The organism is Staphylococcus lugdunensis, from assembly GCF_002901705.1.
Lineage (GTDB): Bacteria > Bacillota > Bacilli > Staphylococcales > Staphylococcaceae > Staphylococcus > Staphylococcus lugdunensis.
The window spans coordinates 207,872-225,466 of the sequence record NZ_PPPV01000012.1; the positions used below are offsets into that span (position 1 = coordinate 207,872).

Here is a 17,595-nt window from a genome sequence, read left to right on the forward strand (position 1 = left end):
AATATAAAGTGGCCATTCTGGTTTAGCCAAGTCGGGCTGATTTTATTGGGTGTTCAAATAGGATCGACATTCACAACAGAAGTTATTAATGATATTAAAGATGACTGGACAACAATTATCATTGTTACTGTATTACTCATCGCATTATCTTTAATTATCGCATACTTTTTTAAAAAGATAGCACGTGTGAATACTGAAACTGCAATATTAAGTGTAATTCCTGGAGCACTTAGTCAAATGCTCATTATGGCAGAAGAGAATAAGAGGGCTAATATACTTGTTGTGAGTTTGACACAAACTTCACGTGTTATTTTCGTTGTCATTCTTGTGCCGCTTATTTCTTATTTATTTAGTAGCGATCAAACAGCTACGCAAAGTATAAGTCATGCAAAACCATTAACGCAGGTACTCCATTTTCCAGAGATTATATTGATAATCATGGCAATTGCACTTGTTTATTTTATAATGGCAAAAATCAACTTTCCTACTAAACAGTTATTAGCACCTATCCTGGTATTGATTAGTTGGAATTTAGTTACGCATATCACATTTACCTTAGATAATTATATTTTGGCATCAGCTCAAGTTATATACATGATAAGAATCGGATTGCAAATAGCTCAATTACTTGGTGATTTGAAAGGTCGTATTGCGATTGCAATCATTTATCAGAATGTATTATTAATTATCAGTGCTTTTATCATGGTTTATTTCGTTCATTTATTTACCAATGATTCTATAAATGAATTATTCTTAGGTGGTGCGCCTGGAGGTATGAGTCAAATTGTTATTGTGGCTATAGCTACAGGTGCCGATGTAGCAATGATTTCAAGTTTTCATATCTTTAGAATCTTCTTTATTTTATTCATAGTTGCACCGATTATTAGTTACTTATTGAAATTGAGTTTGAAAAGATATGACAAGAAATAAGAGTGGGGCATAAATTCCAAAATAATAGCACAGAGATGTTTTGACATAAATCATCTTTGTGCTTCTTTTATTATCAATACTTCGTATGGTATATCTGAGTTTTCATAGGTTGCTATCCAGTCAGCCCAAGTTGTCTTATGAATAAAATCTATAACATTATTGTACTAGATTGTTATCGTCATTTATGAACAGGTTTATGTGGACAATCTTTTAAATGAGCATCATACATCCCTGATGCTTCAAGGAATGAAAACACAGTAACAGGTCCCAAGAATTTGAAACCATATGACTTTAAATCTTTTGAAAGCTGTGTTGCTCGTTCATCTACAGTTATTCTGTCAGAAGCATGCTTATAATGTAAGTCAATGGGGTGACCGCCAACGTATGACCATAGAAACTGACTAAAACTACCAAATTCTTTTTCAATGTCTAAATATCCTTTAGCCTGTGAAATGATTGCTTCTAATTTTTTGCGATTATGAACAATATTGGGAAAGCTCATTAGCTTATCAATATCGCTTTCAGTCATTTGTGCTACTCTTTGAGGCTCAAAATTATGAAATGCTTCACTGTATGCGTCTTTCTTTTTTAAAATAGTTAACCAGGAAAGTCCGGCATGTTGAGATTCTAGTGCCAGGAGCTTGAACAAGGCTTTACTATCATATAAAGGTTTTCCCCATACGTTATCATGATAATCTAAATAAATAGGATCTTTCGTGCTAAATGCGCACTCATTCATAAATATACCTCCAAGAGATTGACTTATAGCGATTTCCATTATACTATAATTAAGAAGCAAAATATATGTTTGGGAAGAGTAAGTATGAATGGTAATTCAGAGAGCATATGGTTGGTGAGAATATGCATAGCGTTCTTACTGAAGGTAGCCCACTAGATCTTTTATTGAACAGTAATATTAAGTAGATAAAAGCGTGTTTGAGCGTTAATCATAATTAAGTGCAAGAATTAAGTTTGATTTTATAGAACTTTTTTCTTGAATTTAGGTGGTACCACGGAAATTCCGTCCTATATATATTAGGACGGTTTTTTTATTTCAAGGAGGTCATTATTGATGAAAATGGAACCTAAATATAATCCGCGAGAAGTAGAATCAGGTAGATATGATGAATGGGTCAATAGCGGATATTTTAATACATCTACGGATAAGTCAAAAAAACCATATACGATTGTTATTCCACCACCAAATGTAACTGGGAAATTACACTTGGGACATGCTTGGGATACAACCTTACAAGATATCATTACACGTATGAAACGTATGCAAGGTTATGATACGTTATATCTACCTGGCATGGATCACGCTGGTATAGCTACACAAGCTAAAGTTGAAGCGAAACTTAATGAACAAGGCATCTCTAGACATGATATTGGAAGAGAAAAATTTTTAGAACAAGCTTGGGAATGGAAAGAAGAGTATGCCTCATTTATACGACAACAATGGGCTAAATTAGGACTAGGTTTAGATTATAGTCGTGAACGTTTTACCCTAGATGAAGGATTAAGTCAAGCTGTTAAAAAAGTTTTCGTTGATTTATATAATAAAGGTATCATATATCGTGGAGAACGTATTATAAATTGGGATCCTAAAGCACGTACAGCATTATCAGATATAGAGGTCATACATGAAGATGTTCAAGGGCATTTTTATCATTTTAAATATCCTTATGCTGATGGGGATGGTTACATTGAAATTGCTACAACCCGGCCGGAAACGATGTTAGGGGATACTGCGATTGTTGTAAACCCTAATGATGAACGTTATAAAGATGTTATAGGTAAAACTGTTATCTTGCCTATTGTTGGTCGAGAATTGCCAATTTTAGCAGATGAATATGTTGATACTGAATTTGGAAGTGGTGCTATGAAAGTTACTCCGGCTCACGATCCAAATGACTTTGAAATTGGTCAACGTCATCACTTAGATAGTATTATTGTGATGGATGAAACAGGTGCCATGAATGACCAAGCAGGAAAATACCAAGGATTAGATCGTTTTGAATGTCGTAAACAACTTGTAGAAGATTTAAAAGCATTAGATTTAGTAATTAAAATTGAAGATCATATGCATTCGGTAGGTCATTCAGAACGCTCCGGTGCAATTGTTGAACCATATTTATCCACACAATGGTTTGTAAAAATGAAACCATTAGCACAGCGCGCGTTAGACAATCAAAAAACAACAGATCGCATTGATTTCTATCCACCACGATTTGAGAATACATTTAATCGATGGATGGAAGAAATTAGAGATTGGACAATTTCTAGACAATTATGGTGGGGTCATCAAATCCCAGCTTGGTATCATAAGGAAACAGGTGAAATTTATGTTGCTGAACAAGCGCCAAAAGATATAGAAAACTGGGAACAAGATGAAGACGTTCTAGATACATGGTTTTCTAGTGCCTTATGGCCTTTCTCAACATTAGGCTGGCCTAACGAAAGTGCAGATGATTTTAAACGTTATTATCCAACTAATGCATTGATTACCGGATATGACATTATTTTCTTCTGGGTGGCTCGAATGATTTTCCAAGGTTTAGAGTTTACCGAACAACGACCTTTCCAAGATGTATTATTACATGGATTGGTGCGCGCCGAAGATGGTCGTAAAATGAGTAAATCACTTGACAATGGTGTTGACCCGATGGATGTAATCGAAGAATATGGCGCAGATAGCTTACGTTATTTCTTAGCGACGGGTTCATCTCCAGGTCATGATTTAAGATATTCTACTGAAAAAGTTGAATCTGTATGGAACTTTATCAATAAAATTTGGAATGGTGCACGGTTTAGCTTAATGAATATTGGTGAAGATTTTGCTGTAGAAGATATTGATTTATCTGGCAACTTATCACTAGCTGATAAATGGATTTTAACGCGTTTAAATGAAACGATAGAAACGGTGACTGATTTAAGTGACAAATATGAATTCGGTGAAGTAGGTCGCGTATTATATAACTTTATTTGGGATGAATTCTGTGATTGGTATATAGAAATGAGTAAGATACCAATGAATGGTGCAGACGAAGCGCAAAAACAAACAACACGTTCTGTATTAAGTTATACGCTTGATCAAATGATGCGTATGTTACATCCGTTTATGCCATTTGTGACTGAAGAAATTTGGCAAAGTTTACCTCACGAAGGTGATACCATTGTCAAAGCTGCTTGGCCAACAGTTAAAGAAGAATTCAGCTTTAAAGATAGTAAACAAACGATGCAACAATTAGTGGAAATAATCAAATCAGTTAGACAATCTCGAGTTGAAGTTAATACACCTTTATCTAAAGCCATTCCAATTTTTATTCAAGCCAAAGATGAAGACGTTAAAGCGACATTAATTGAGAATGCGGACTATATTGATAAATTCTGCCACCCGAGCGAACTAATTATTGATACTGATATCACAATTCCTGAAAAAGCAATGACATCAGTTGTTGTAGCTGGTAAAGTTGTTTTACCATTAGAAGGGCTTATCGATATGGATAAAGAAATTGCTCGGTTAACTAAAGAGTTAGAAAAGCTTCAAAGCGAACTAGATCGCGTTGATAAAAAATTAGCAAATGACAACTTCGTTAAAAAAGCACCTGAAAAAGTAATTAATGAAGAACGAGATAAAAAGGAACGTTACCAAGAAAAATATGATGGTGTTAAAGCAAGAATTGAACAATTAAAAGCATAGGAGTATTAGATGATGAATTACCTAGACAGCTTGTATTGGATACATGAACGTACTAAATTTGGTATCAAACCTGGCGTCAAACGTATGGAATGGATGCTTGCACAATTTAATAATCCTCAGCATAATATAAGAGGTATTCATGTTGGTGGTACAAATGGCAAAGGTTCAACAGTAGCGTATCTTCGTTCTGCCTTAGCCAGTAATGGTTATGAAGTCGGTACATTTACATCACCATTTATAGAATCATTTAATGAGCGTATCAGTCTAAATGGCGTACCAATTTCAGACGATGAAATTGTCGCTTTAGTAGAACGCGTTAAACCAATTAGTGAAGCAATGGATAGAGATACTGATTTAGGCGTTGCAACTGAGTTTGAAATAATTACGACGATGATGTTTCTATACTTTGGTGAAATACATCCTGTGGATTTTGTAGTTATTGAAGCAGGTTTGGGTATTAAAAATGATTCTACGAACGTCTTTAATCCCATTATATCGATATTAACTAGTATTGGATTAGATCATACCGATATTTTAGGTAATACGTATTTAGATATTGCCAAAGATAAAGGTGCTATTATTAAACCCAACATCCCAGTCATTTATGCTGTGAAAAATGATGAAGCATTAAAATATATACGTGACCTTGCAGTTAGTGAGAATGCAAAGCCCATTGAATTAGAACGTGAAATCATTATTGTGTCTGAAGATGATGAGTTTACGTATCGCTATAAATCGTATGAATTAGAGACGATTATCTTAAACATGCTTGGAGAACATCAAAAAGAAAATGCAGCACTAGCAATTACAGCGTTAATTGAGTTAAATGAAGCAGGTCTTATTGAGTTAGACTTCAACAAAATGATTGATGCGATTGAATCAGTGACTTGGACTGGAAGAATAGAACAGGTTAAAGAAGAACCATTGATGATTATTGATGGTGCACATAATAATGAGAGTATTGAGGCACTTATCGAAACTGTTAAAACTTATTATAATAAAGAAAAGATGGATATTTTGTTCTCGGCAATTAAGGGTAAACCAATTGCCAGTATGATGAATAAGTTAAAAGAAATTGCTGATGTCTTTTATTTTACTGAGTTTGATTTTCCAAAAGCAATAACAGCAGATGAGTTTAAAGATTTGATTCAAGATATAACTGTTGAGTATATTCAAGATTATCATTCATTTATAAACAATTATTCTGGAAAAGGATTATTAATCACCGGAAGTTTATATTTTATAAGCGAAGTAAAAGATAATGTAGAGTTTGTTGAAATTGACAAATAATGAATAGATGCAAAGTATGCTTGATATTTAAGCGGCAGATATTTTAAATCTGCTGCTTTTTTTATGTTTAATTTCATTAAATAAATAGTTGTAAAATATTTATCTTTTAATATTGCTTATAATATTTACAATTGGAACGGAGCTCCTTATAATTTTTGTAAGGAGGTTGATATGTGGTTATCATATGCTATTTATACAGTGTTCTTTTTAGTTATTTATATCAATTGAATGGTGTCGAACGTATATCATTTTGTATTTTAAAAGCACGTTCAACTTGTGATTATTGTCACCAAAAATTACCGTGGTATTCCTTATTACCAATAGTTAGTTTTTTATTTTTAAAAGGACGAGCGCTTTGTTGTCATCACAAATTAAATAAGTATTATCTTATAGGAGAGCTAATTGCTTTTATTATTCCTACTATGAGCTTAATTTGGGACATTGACATAAATCCAACGATTTTTTCGTTCGTCTTCTTGTTTCTCCTAGTTATGGCAATTTATGATATAGAAACTAAATACTTAAATTTACAATTTTTCGCTTTATTTGTTATATGTCTATTGTTTATTTCCCACTTTTATCTCATTAACTTTATTATTTATACTTTAGTAAGTCATGCAATTTATTTATTTATTCATAACTCGCTTGGTTATGGCGATATAATTTTAATTTCATTTTTATCACTTATTTTCCCACAATCGTTTATGCTTTACTTTATATTTATCACATTATTATTAGCTACGCTATATAGTCTTTTTTTAATTGTTAAATATAAGACGAAAAGAATGCAAATACCGCTTATTCCATTTATTTTTATCTCGTTTATTTTAAATGCATTTTGTTTTAAAATGCTTAAGTTTTACGTTGAAGGAATGATGTTATGAAAATTAAAGATATGGTTACTTCTGAAAAACCTCGCGAACGTCTACTACATTATGGAGAGAAAAGCTTATCTAACACAGAATTATTAGCAATTTTAATTAACACAGGACGCAAAGGCAGTTCGAGTATTGAGATTGCCAATGAAATTATGTTTGGAAAACATCAACTAAAAGAATTAAAATGTATGACCATTCATCAATTAACTCAAATTAAAGGGATTGGCTTACATAAGGCAGTTATATTAAAAGCCGCATTTGAACTAGGAGAAAGGATGAATGCGACACATTTAAGTGAGAAGGTTAAGATTAAATCTCCTGAAGATGTGGCAAATCTAATGACATCTAAACTCAAAGACTTAGAACAAGAACACTTTGTAGCATTATTTTTAGATACAAAGAATATCGTTATTAAAGAACATACAATTTTTGTTGGCACATTAAATTCAACCATTATACATCCACGTGAAATATTTGCGGCAGCGTTGCGTTATACATCTAATTCATTAATTGTCGTTCATAATCATCCATCTGGAGATGTAACACCATCATCGGAAGATATTGCAACTACAATACGTTTAAAAGAATGTGGAGATATTTTAGGAATATCTTTACTAGATCATATTATCATTGGTAATAATAAATTTACTAGTTTATGTGATGAAGGATATATAGAATAATATGTAAAGCATTTTCGCAATTGATTAATTGAAGAAAGTGATATGCATGATTTGTGCTCTAAAAACTAAAACAAGCATACTAACAATATGCTAGTATGCCATGCTAAATCGTGACTAAATGACAATCAAATTGAAGCGTGCAAACATAATATGACAACTTGTATATTTACATTAAGAAATGTTGCTCAAAGTTAAATCTATCAAACCTTGTGAAATTATATAGTTAACAACTTGCAGGTGCGTTACCTCTAATTTTTATATTAAAAATGGAAATATCCAGTCAAGCCTTGATAATTTTCATAAACCCATAAAATACCTTGGTATGCAAGGTAAAGGCAAAGAACTACAAGCGCCGCTGATATTAAAAATCTCAATATTGAAAATCCCACTCTAAATAATAAAATCGCTAATAAAACAATCAAGATAATAGTGAGAATACTCATTAGCGGTCATCCTTTCTAATATTCGTTTACTACGTCATATTATATTCTTAAATTTAATAATACGCATCAGTCCTAAGATTAAAGCTTGACTCGTACTTAAGACTGATGCATCGATATCCTAATTCTATTATAATACTCTAAATGATCACTAGGAAGGGGAAACTGTATGCATTTCATTCTGAGTACTATAAAAAACATTATTGCCATAGTTATCATCATGATGATTGTATATATCGCCCTTAGATACGCACCTTTTTTACGAGATCAAGAATGGAACCCGGTTAGTTCAATATCTGAAACATCAGACATTAATAATTTAAATTCAGTTCCCGAGACACAATACAATCAACAAAACGAACCATATACAATTGAAGATAATGATTTAATTCAAAACATACCTAAAAGTCAGATAAAAAATGTTTTTAAAATCATAGATAAACAAGAATTTATGGCTGTATCTGGTTTAAGGCGAATGGGTTATAACGATGATTATATAGCAGGCCAACGTGATGATCATTTCATAATTTATAAATTAGGGTCAGATAAGATAAAGGTATTTAATACTGAAATTGAGATGGAACAAGAATTGATAAGGCTTAAACAACATATTCCACTTAAAGAATTAGACGCATATTAACTTTATCACTCTCATTTGAAATCATACTATAAATACGTTAGCCTTGAAGTATAGTAAATAAAAAGGATTGGTGATTTTATGACACAACAACAATCTAAAGCCAAACAAGCTAAAGCCAAACAAGCTAATGAACAAGCAAAGGCCCAAAATCTTTTTGCAAAGTGGCGAAAAGAAGAAACACTATATAAAGAAGATGAAAAGAACGCAACTAAAGAAGAAAAATAATCAATCAAAAGTATAGCAATTTCCAATGAAAATATTGATAGAAGTGCTGTTGGTGATTTAATCATCAGCAGTTTTTTATTGATACTATTCATCTGAAGATCACTTTTATTATCTAATAAAAGTTAGTGCTTTATTTAAAGACTAGAGTAATATAAAATAGAAAAGGATAATGAAGTTTAATAGAGGTGTTCCGGGTGCTAAAGTTTTTTAAAAATAACAAGCTGATTGTTGTTTTTTGCGCTATCATTGTTTTTATTGCGCTTATAGGTTTATCTATTCGGTCTTCAACTCAATCGCCTCCTGAACAATTTATAGGGGATACAGTATCTACTGGTCAAAGAATCATTAGTTATCCTGTCAATTTTGTCGCTGGAGAGATCGGGAATTTTTTCAATTCTGGAGATTCAAAAGATAATAAAGCTAAAATAAAGCAATTAGAAGCTGAAAATGAACAGTTAAAAGCAGATAATAAGAAATACAAAAAAGAACTAAATATCAAAGATATTTCAAAGTATGAGCCAATTTCAAGCACTGTGATTGCGCGTAACCCAGATCAATGGATGAACACAGTCATCATAGATAAAGGTGCTAAATCTGGCATACAAAATAATATGGCAGTGATGACATCACAAGGTCTTGTTGGAAGAGTTACGAAGGTAAATCAATTTTCTGCACAGGTTGATTTAATCTCGACAAACGCACGAACTGGTAAACTTTCGGTTAATATTCAACATGGTGATAAGAAAGTGTTTGGATTAATTGATCGTTATGATAGTAAGAAACAAGAACTAATAATTAGTGAAGTCAATAATAAAAACAAAATTTCTGCAGGAGACAAGGTGGTTACAAGCGGATTAGGTGATCAACTACCAAGTAATTTATATGTCGGAGAAGTGACGCAAGTTGAAAATGACCAATATGGTCTAGCAAAAGAATTGAGAGTTAAAACAGCAGCAGATTTAGGAGATTTAAATCACGTTTATATTGCGAAAAGAGATCCAAAAACGCTTCCCGATGATGAAAGCAGGGATGAATAATGCGATCATTTTTATATCTGTTCTTTGGAATTGTGCTTTTTTATATCGACATTACAATAGGACTAATCATACCATTTAATATAGGCAATCACGCTGTTAAATTCGTGCCACAACTAACTTTAATGTATTTGCTAATGCTGACAGTCTATAGAAATTTTGGGATTTCTTTAATTTTAGGTACGTTTTTGGGAATAATGACCGATATTTATATTGGAAGTCTGTATGGTATTTATATGTTTGGGTATATTCTACTTATTTTTATTATTGATAAATTTTTCAAAGTATTTTATCGTGATTACATCATGATTTTCTTCGTCATCATATGTGCAACATTAGTATTTCAAATGTATGCAGCACTGATATATGGTGCAGTAGGTTTTATTGAGTTTGACATATGGGATTTTATCTTATTGAGATTATTACCTACATTTATTCTCAATTTAATACTATTAATTATTATGTTCCCAATTTGCTATAAATATCTCAAAAATTAATTTCAAAGATTGACAGTACAAGGTACTAATGGTAAGATGCAGTAGTTGAGTAGTTTTATAGCTACATACAACCGCTCAAATATGGGTTTAAGTACTATTCAATTTGCAATAGTCACCTATGTATGGCGTGACTTATAAATATAGGAGGTGCAAAGTATGTTTGCTATTATTGAAACAGGTGGAAAACAAATCAAAGTTGAAGAAGGTCAAGAAATCTACGTTGAAAAATTAGACGTAGCAGAAGGCGAAACTTTTACTTTTGATAAAGTATTATTTGTAGGTGGAGATTCTGTAAAAGTTGGTGCGCCAACAGTTGAAGGTGCAACAGTATCTGCTACAGTTAATAAACAAGGCCGTGGTAAAAAAATCACAGTATTCACTTATAAACGTCGTAAAGACTCAAAACGTAAAAAAGGCCATCGTCAACCATATACTAAATTAACTGTTGATAAAATCAACGCTTAATTAATATGATAACTGTTGATATTACAGTAAATGATGAAGGCAAGGTAACTGATGTTATCATGGATGGTCATGCTGATTATGGCGATTATGGTCATGATATCGTATGTGCTGGTGCCTCAGCAGTTCTGTTTGGCAGCGTAAATGCTATTATGGGTTTGACTTCAGAGAAGCCAGATATCGATTATGATGATGACGGTGGTCATTTCCATATTAGAAGTGTGAATCTTGATAATGATGACGCGCAACTGATTCTTCAAGCAATGTTAGTTTCTTTACAAACGATTGAAGACGAATATAATGAAAATATCAGATTAAATTATAAGTGAGGTGTATCCCGATGTTGAAATTAAACTTACAATTCTTCGCATCTAAAAAAGGGGTAAGTTCTACAAAAAACGGACGAGACTCTGAATCTAAAAGATTAGGTGCTAAACGTGCGGATGGTCAATTTGTAACAGGTGGCTCTATTCTATTCCGTCAACGTGGTACTAAAATCTATCCTGGTGAAAATGTAGGTCGTGGTGGCGATGATACATTATTCGCTAAAATCGACGGCGTTGTTCGTTTTGAACGTAAAGGTCGTGACAAAAAACAAGTTTCTGTTTATGCAGTTGCTGAATAATTGTCAAAGGAACACCAGAAGTACATACTTCTGGTGTTTTATTTTTGCGTAAATCATAATAAATCGCCCATTAAAGTAAACTTCTACTACAAAGAAGTTGATTGTAAATTATAACACTTATGATTTATTAGCAATATAGTTAATGATATAATTCAAGATAATGATTACATGTAAAAGAGGTGAGATATATGTTTGTCGATCAAGTAAAAATATCTCTTAAAGCAGGTGATGGTGGTAATGGAATCACTGCTTATCGTAGAGAGAAATATGTACCATTTGGAGGACCAGCAGGTGGTGATGGTGGTAAAGGCGCTTCTGTTATTTTTGAAGTAGATGAAGGATTAAGAACTTTACTAGATTTTAGATACCAACGTCATTTTAAAGCTAAAAAAGGAGAAAATGGACAAAGCAGTAATATGCATGGGCGTAATGCTGAAGATTTAATTCTAAAAGTACCACCTGGAACGATTATCAAAAATGTAGAAACTGAAGAAGTGTTAGCCGACCTTGTGGAAGATGGTCAGCGTGCAGTAGTAGCTCATGGTGGACGCGGAGGTCGAGGAAATTCTAGATTCGCTACACCTAGAAACCCTGCACCTGATTTTAGTGAAAATGGTGAGCCAGGTGAAGAGTTAGATGTCACTCTAGAGTTAAAGTTATTAGCCGATGTGGGATTGGTTGGATTTCCAAGTGTGGGTAAATCAACATTATTATCGATCGTATCTAAAGCGAAGCCCAAAATTGGGGCATATCACTTTACAACTATCAAGCCAAACTTAGGTGTGGTATCAACGCCTGATCAACGAAGTTTTGTTATGGCAGATTTACCTGGTTTGATTGAAGGTGCATCCGATGGAGTAGGATTAGGACATCAATTTTTACGTCATGTTGAGCGAACGAAAGTTATTGTGCATATGATAGATATGAGTGGTTCAGAAGGTAGAGATCCTTTTAATGATTATCACGTCATCAATCAAGAATTAATCAATTATCAACAACGTTTAGAAGAACGGCCCCAAATTATTGTTGCTAATAAAATGGATGTTCCAGGCGCGCAAGACAATTTACAGAAATTTGAGGATAGTATAGCTGCTGATATCATGGTAATACCAGTGTCTACTATTACTAGAGATAATATTGATACTTTACTTTATGCTATTGCAGATAAATTAGAAGAAGTTAAAGATATAGACTTCTCAGTCGAAAAAGATGAAGAGATTGGTGTAAATCGAGTATTATATAAACATACGCCATCTCAAGATAAATTTACGATTTCTAGAGACGATGATGGCGCTTATGTTGTAAGTGGAAATGCTATTGAAAGAATGTTCAAAATGACAGATTTCAACAGTGATCCAGCTGTACGTCGTTTTGCTCGTCAAATGCGTTCAATGGGTATTGATGATGCATTAAGAGCACGTGGATGCGCTAATGGTGATATAGTAAGAATTCTAGGCGGAGAATTTGAATTTATAGAATAGGAGGCAGTTAAATGGACAAGAAAGAATACCATAAGTTTTATTTAATACGAGAGGATGTACTTCCTGAATCTGTCATTAAAACTTTGAAGATTAAAGATGCTTTAAAAGAAAATTCTAAGCTGTCCATTTATGATGCTGTACAACGTTTTGATTTGTCACGCAGTGCTTTTTATAAATACAGAGATACCATTTTTCCTGTTGATGAAAAAATGCTAGAACATAGAGAATTCACGTTAATACTCTATGTTAATGATGTGGTAGGTACTCTAGCAACGGTACTTCACACAATTTCTCAACTACAGTTATCTGTTTTAACAATCCATCAAAGCGTGCCTATTAATGAAGAAGCGACTATCACATTGTCACTTAATGCACAATATACAGAACTTACAATAGACGAAGTGATTCTAGCGTTGCGGTCAATTGACCATGTATTTAAAGTAGATTTAATCAGTATGAGCATGTAAGGATGGTAGATGATGTACGCATATATTAAAGGGCAATTAACTCAGCTATTCCCAACCCATGTAGTGGTTGAAACACAAGGTATCGGTTATGAAATACAAACACCAAATTCATATCGGTTCCAACAATTTTATAATCAAGCAGTAACGATTTACACATCACTGATTGTTAGAGAGGATGCTCAGTTACTTTATGGTTTTATTAATGAAGAAGAAAAGGAAATGTTTCTAAATCTGATTAAAGTTACAGGCATTGGACCTAAATCAGCATTAGCTATCTTGGCTACGAGCACACCTAATGAGGTTAAACGTGCAATTGAGGATGAAAATGACGCATATCTAACTAAATTTCCTGGTATTGGAAAGAAAACTGCGCGTCAAATCATACTTGATTTAAAAGGAAAAGTTAATTATACAGAAGCATCATCTAATGATTCAATCCATATAGATGATATATCTAGTACCTCTCAGAAAGATAATTATATTGCGGAAGCCTTATTAGCGTTAGAAGCTTTAGGTTATTCAAAGCGTGAAATTTCAAAAGTCGAAAAAACGCTACAACAGCAAGTAGTAACGTCAGTTGATGAAGCGGTTAAGATAGGTTTACAATCCTTAATTTCCTAATGTTTAATAATAATTTCTAAAAGAAAGGGGGTCAAACTGTGGACGATAGAATGGTTGACCAATCATTTCACCAAGAAGATTCTGCATTTGAATATTCATTAAGACCAACATATTTAAAGCAATATATAGGTCAAACAACGATTAAAAGTAACTTAGAAGTATTTATTCAAGCCGCAAAATTAAGAGAAGAACCTTTAGACCATGTATTATTGTTCGGTCCCCCTGGTCTTGGTAAGACAACATTATCAAATATTATTGCAAATGAGATGGAAGTTAATATTAGAACTGTATCTGGTCCTTCTCTCGAGCGACCTGGAGATTTAGCTGCAATTTTATCTGGATTACAACCTGGGGATGTCTTATTTATAGATGAAATTCACCGTCTGAGTAGTGTAGTTGAAGAAGTTTTATATCCAGCAATGGAAGATTTTTTCCTAGATATCATCATTGGTAAAGGTGATGAAGCACGAAGCATTCGTATTGATTTACCTCCGTTTACATTAATAGGTGCAACGACAAGAGCCGGTAGTTTAACAGGACCTTTAAGAGACCGTTTTGGCGTGCATTTGCGTTTAGAATACTATAATGAACACGAATTAAAAGAAATAATTATTCGTACAGCAGATGTTTTAGGTACTTCTATTGATGATGAAAGTGCAGTTGAATTAGCTAAACGTTCTAGAGGTACACCAAGAGTAGCAAATCGTCTATTGAAGCGAGTTAGAGATTTTCAGCAAGTTAATGGTGATGATCAAATATATATAGAAACGACTAAGAAAGCTTTAAAGTTGCTACAAGTTGATGAGCAAGGTTTAGATTATATTGATCATAAAATGATGAATTGCATCATTAACCAGTATCAAGGTGGACCAGTTGGCTTAGATACTATTGCCGTATCTATTGGAGAAGAAAGAGTAACGATTGAAGACGTCTATGAACCTTTTTTAATTCAGAAAGGATTTATCGAACGTACCCCTAGAGGTCGTAAAGCAACTGCATTTGCTTATGAACACTTTATGAAATCGAAAGAGAAGAGGGAGTAAATTTGAATATTGAGGATTTTGACTATCATTTACCAGAATCTTTAATTGCACAAACACCTTTAAAAAATAGAGATCAAAGTCGCCTATTAGTATTAAATAAAGAAACAGGCGATATGAAACACCAACATTTTAAAGATGTCATTAATTATTTGAATCCTGGAGATACTTTAGTTCTGAATGATACACGCGTGATGCCTGCACGTTTATTCGGAGTTAAAGAAGAGACGGGTGCTAAAGTAGAAATGTTAATGCTAACTCAAATCGAAAATAACGATTGGGAAGTTTTACTTAAACCAGCCAAAAGAATCAAAGTAGGTAACCAACTGTCGTTTGGTGAAGGGAAAATAATAGCAGAATGTATTAAAGAATTAGACCAAGGTGGCAGAATCATGCGATTGCATTATGAAGGAATATTGCAGGAAAGGCTAGACGAGTTAGGTGAAATGCCTTTACCACCATATATAAAAGCGCGTTTAGACGATCCAGATCGATATCAAACTGTTTATGCTAAAGAGAATGGTTCAGCCGCTGCGCCCACTGCTGGACTACATTTCACTGATAATTTATTGAAAGATATTAAAGCTAAAGGTGTTAATATAGCTTTTATCACACTGCATGTTGGTTTAGGAACATTTAGGCCCGTGAGTGTAGAAAATATCAATGAACATGAGATGCATAGCGAATATTACCAAATGACCGAAAATACAGCAAAGTTATTGAACAATACAAAGTTACAAGGTCATCGAATCATTGCAGTAGGTACAACGTCGACACGAACTTTAGAAACGATTCGTCGAGATCATTCACAATTCATTGCTACGAGTGGATGGACAGATATATTTATTTATCCTGGTTTTGAGTTTAAAGCCATTGACGCACTTATTACTAACTTTCATCTGCCTAAGTCAACATTAGTCATGCTTGTGTCAGCATTTAGTAGTAGACAATTTATCTTAACGGCATACCGTAAAGCTGTAGAATTAGAATATCGATTCTTTAGTTTTGGTGATGCAATGTTAATTATTTAAGGAATGTGAGGTTTAATTATGCCAGCAGTAACATATGAACATATCAAGACTTGTAAACAATCTGGCGCGCGTTTAGGAATTGTTCACACGCCACATGGCTCGTTTGAAACACCAATGTTTATGCCTGTGGGGACAAAGGCGACAGTTAAAACTATGAGTCCTGAAGAATTAACAGATATAGAAGCTAAAATTATATTAGGTAATACCTATCATTTGTGGTTACAACCTGGAAATGATATTATCAAACAGGCTGGGGGCTTACATAAGTTCATGAATTGGAATGGTCCTATCTTAACTGATTCAGGTGGCTTTCAAGTTTTTAGTTTAAGTAATTTACGTAAGATTTCAGAAGAAGGTGTTGAGTTTCGACATCATACGAATGGCTCGAAACTCTTTTTAAGTCCGGAAAAATCCATGGAAATTCAAAATGATTTAGGGTCTGACATTATGATGGCCTTTGATGAATGTCCACCGATGCCTTCAGAATATAAATACGTAAAAGATTCAATTGAACGAACTTCTCGGTGGGCAGAACGTTGTTTAAAAGCACATAAACGACCTGATGATCAAGCATTATTTGGCATTATTCAAGGTGGAGAGTATAAAGATTTACGTGAACAAAGCGCTAAAGAACTTGTCGCATTAGATTTTCCTGGATATGCGATTGGTGGTTTATCTGTAGGCGAACCCAAACCTGTCATGTATAATATGGTGAAACACACAGAACAGTTTATGCCAAAAGATAAACCTAGATATTTGATGGGCGTAGGCTCACCAGATGCCTTGATTGAGTGTAGTATAAGAGGCATGGATATGTTCGACTGTGTACTACCTACACGTATTGCACGAAATGGCACTTGTATGACATCAATTGGACGTCTTGTAATTAAAAATGCACAATTTGCTAATGATTTCCGTCCACTAGATGAAAATTGTGATTGCTACACATGTAAAAATTATTCCAGAGCGTATATCAGACATTTAATTAAAGCAGAGGAAACGTTTGGTATTCGTCTTACTACTATTCATAATCTTCATTTTCTGCTAAAATTAATGGAAGATATTAGACAGGCCATAAGAGAAGATAGACTTTTAGATTTTAAAGAAGCGTTCTTTGAACAATATGGACTTAATGTTGAAAACCCTAAAAATTTTTAAATAAGGAGTAAGTACAGAATGAATTTAACAGCAATTTTAATACCAGTACTTTTTTTACTTGTATTCTACTTTTTAATTATTCGTCCACAACAAAAACGTGCTAAAGAGCACCGTGAAATGGTTAATAGAGTTGAAGCAGGTCAAAAAATCACAACAATTGGCGGTTTGAAAGGAACAGTTAAAGCTGTTGATGAAACAACAGTTGTTATCACTGTTAATGGTCATGGCACTGAAATGACTTTTGAAAAACCTGCAATTAAACAAGTAGATCCATCTTAATCACTGTGAGCCAAGAAGCATTTGTGTTTCTTGGTTTTTTTATGAATGAAGAAGAAATTTTCACATTATAGTTGAATATGTTAATATATATAAGTCTATATATGTCTATAAGGT

Annotated in this window: 21 protein-coding genes and 2 other annotated features; of the genes, 19 read left to right on the top strand and 2 right to left on the bottom strand. The window is 33.4% G+C overall.

The genetic code is table 11. From position 1 onward, the window contains the following. Nucleotides 1-930 (top strand): AbrB family transcriptional regulator (locus tag CD041_RS01720; RefSeq protein ID WP_258027193.1); only part of this gene is annotated, 930 nt, incomplete at its 5' end. A gap of 178 nt (nucleotides 931-1,108) precedes the next feature. On the opposite strand, the gene CD041_RS01725 is transcribed toward CD041_RS01720, so the two are convergent. Further along, complete coding sequence (locus CD041_RS01725) at nucleotides 1,109-1,669, bottom strand: DNA-3-methyladenine glycosylase I (protein ID WP_002478070.1); 561 nt, start codon at nucleotides 1,667-1,669, stop codon at nucleotides 1,109-1,111. A gap of 56 nt (nucleotides 1,670-1,725) precedes the next feature. Further along, nucleotides 1,726-1,962 (top strand) — a binding site (T-box leader). A 40-nt stretch (nucleotides 1,963-2,002) separates the two neighbouring features. Between CD041_RS01725 and CD041_RS01730 the strand changes: the two genes are divergently transcribed. The 4 genes from CD041_RS01730 to radC all read left to right on the top strand — a co-directional run bounded on the left by CD041_RS01730 (nucleotide 2,003) and on the right by radC (nucleotide 7,481). Continuing rightward, on the top strand, nucleotides 2,003-4,633 hold the full coding sequence (locus CD041_RS01730) for a valine--tRNA ligase (protein ID WP_080606560.1): 2,631 nt from the start codon (nucleotides 2,003-2,005) through the stop codon (nucleotides 4,631-4,633). Between the two features lie 12 nt (nucleotides 4,634-4,645). Next, on the top strand, nucleotides 4,646-5,923 hold the full coding sequence (locus CD041_RS01735; RefSeq protein ID WP_037540795.1) for a bifunctional folylpolyglutamate synthase/dihydrofolate synthase: 1,278 nt from the start codon (nucleotides 4,646-4,648) through the stop codon (nucleotides 5,921-5,923). Nucleotides 5,924-6,096: 173 nt separating this feature from the next. Continuing rightward, complete coding sequence (locus CD041_RS01740; protein ID WP_002458911.1) at nucleotides 6,097-6,807, top strand: prepilin peptidase; 711 nt, start codon at nucleotides 6,097-6,099, stop codon at nucleotides 6,805-6,807. Continuing rightward, a complete protein-coding gene (radC, locus tag CD041_RS01745) occupies nucleotides 6,804-7,481 on the top strand; it encodes a RadC family protein (RefSeq protein WP_002458912.1) in 678 nt (225 codons plus the stop codon). The genes CD041_RS01740 and radC overlap by 4 nt, the downstream gene beginning before the upstream one ends. A 260-nt stretch (nucleotides 7,482-7,741) precedes the next feature. Here the strand turns inward: radC and CD041_RS01750 are convergent, their stop codons facing one another. After that, entirely contained in the window at nucleotides 7,742-7,924 is a 183-nt protein-coding gene (locus CD041_RS01750; protein WP_002458913.1) for a hypothetical protein, read from the bottom strand. 166 nt (nucleotides 7,925-8,090) lie between these two features. On the opposite strand from CD041_RS01750, the gene CD041_RS01755 reads away from it, so the two are divergent. From CD041_RS01755 to yajC, 14 genes are all read left to right on the top strand, one after another. Next, the gene (locus CD041_RS01755) at nucleotides 8,091-8,561 is read left to right on the top strand and encodes a DUF4930 family protein (RefSeq protein WP_070648427.1); all 471 of its coding nucleotides are present in this window, start codon (nucleotides 8,091-8,093) and stop codon (nucleotides 8,559-8,561) included. A 78-nt stretch (nucleotides 8,562-8,639) separates the two neighbouring features. Continuing rightward, complete coding sequence (locus CD041_RS12105; protein ID WP_170121708.1) at nucleotides 8,640-8,786, top strand: hypothetical protein; 147 nt, start codon at nucleotides 8,640-8,642, stop codon at nucleotides 8,784-8,786. Between the two features lie 194 nt (nucleotides 8,787-8,980). Beyond that, the gene (gene mreC / locus CD041_RS01760) at nucleotides 8,981-9,823 is read left to right on the top strand and encodes a rod shape-determining protein MreC (RefSeq protein ID WP_037545837.1); all 843 of its coding nucleotides are present in this window, start codon (nucleotides 8,981-8,983) and stop codon (nucleotides 9,821-9,823) included. Beyond that, nucleotides 9,823-10,317, top strand: a complete 495-nt coding sequence (gene mreD / locus CD041_RS01765; protein WP_002458917.1) for a rod shape-determining protein MreD — start codon at nucleotides 9,823-9,825, stop codon at nucleotides 10,315-10,317. Before mreC ends, mreD begins: the two co-directional genes overlap by 1 nt. Before the next feature lie 59 nt (nucleotides 10,318-10,376). After that, nucleotides 10,377-10,460 (top strand) — a sequence feature (ribosomal protein L21 leader region). Nucleotides 10,461-10,473: 13 nt separating this feature from the next. Then, nucleotides 10,474-10,782, top strand: a complete 309-nt coding sequence (rplU, locus tag CD041_RS01770) for a 50S ribosomal protein L21 (protein ID WP_002458918.1) — start codon at nucleotides 10,474-10,476, stop codon at nucleotides 10,780-10,782. A gap of 5 nt (nucleotides 10,783-10,787) precedes the next feature. Beyond that, nucleotides 10,788-11,108, top strand: a complete 321-nt coding sequence (locus CD041_RS01775; protein WP_002458919.1) for a ribosomal-processing cysteine protease Prp — start codon at nucleotides 10,788-10,790, stop codon at nucleotides 11,106-11,108. 11 nt (nucleotides 11,109-11,119) lie between these two features. Further along, nucleotides 11,120-11,404: a 50S ribosomal protein L27 gene (gene rpmA, locus CD041_RS01780; protein ID WP_002458920.1), complete on the top strand. Its 285-nt coding sequence runs from the start codon at nucleotides 11,120-11,122 to the stop codon at nucleotides 11,402-11,404. Between the two features lie 188 nt (nucleotides 11,405-11,592). After that, the gene (gene obgE, locus CD041_RS01785) at nucleotides 11,593-12,885 is read left to right on the top strand and encodes a GTPase ObgE (protein WP_002478076.1); all 1,293 of its coding nucleotides are present in this window, start codon (nucleotides 11,593-11,595) and stop codon (nucleotides 12,883-12,885) included. Nucleotides 12,886-12,896: 11 nt separating this feature from the next. Continuing rightward, nucleotides 12,897-13,352 carry an ACT domain-containing protein gene (locus CD041_RS01790; protein ID WP_002458922.1) on the top strand — a complete coding sequence of 152 codons (456 nt, stop codon included), beginning with the start codon at nucleotides 12,897-12,899 and terminating at the stop codon, nucleotides 13,350-13,352. A 12-nt stretch (nucleotides 13,353-13,364) separates the two neighbouring features. Further along, nucleotides 13,365-13,973, top strand: coding sequence for a Holliday junction branch migration protein RuvA (ruvA, locus tag CD041_RS01795; RefSeq protein WP_002492123.1), 609 nt, complete (start codon nucleotides 13,365-13,367; stop codon nucleotides 13,971-13,973). Nucleotides 13,974-14,011: 38 nt separating this feature from the next. Beyond that, entirely contained in the window at nucleotides 14,012-15,016 is a 1,005-nt protein-coding gene (gene ruvB / locus CD041_RS01800) for a Holliday junction branch migration DNA helicase RuvB (protein WP_002478078.1), read from the top strand. Nucleotides 15,017-15,018: 2 nt separating this feature from the next. Next, nucleotides 15,019-16,044 (top strand): tRNA preQ1(34) S-adenosylmethionine ribosyltransferase-isomerase QueA, encoded by a 1,026-nt coding sequence (queA, locus tag CD041_RS01805; protein ID WP_002478079.1) that lies wholly within the window; start codon nucleotides 15,019-15,021, stop codon nucleotides 16,042-16,044. A gap of 18 nt (nucleotides 16,045-16,062) precedes the next feature. Beyond that, nucleotides 16,063-17,202: a tRNA guanosine(34) transglycosylase Tgt gene (gene tgt, locus CD041_RS01810; protein ID WP_002478080.1), complete on the top strand. Its 1,140-nt coding sequence runs from the start codon at nucleotides 16,063-16,065 to the stop codon at nucleotides 17,200-17,202. 18 nt (nucleotides 17,203-17,220) lie between these two features. Next, the gene (gene yajC / locus CD041_RS01815) at nucleotides 17,221-17,481 is read left to right on the top strand and encodes a preprotein translocase subunit YajC (protein ID WP_002458927.1); all 261 of its coding nucleotides are present in this window, start codon (nucleotides 17,221-17,223) and stop codon (nucleotides 17,479-17,481) included. Nucleotides 17,482-17,595: the final 114 nt, after the last annotated feature.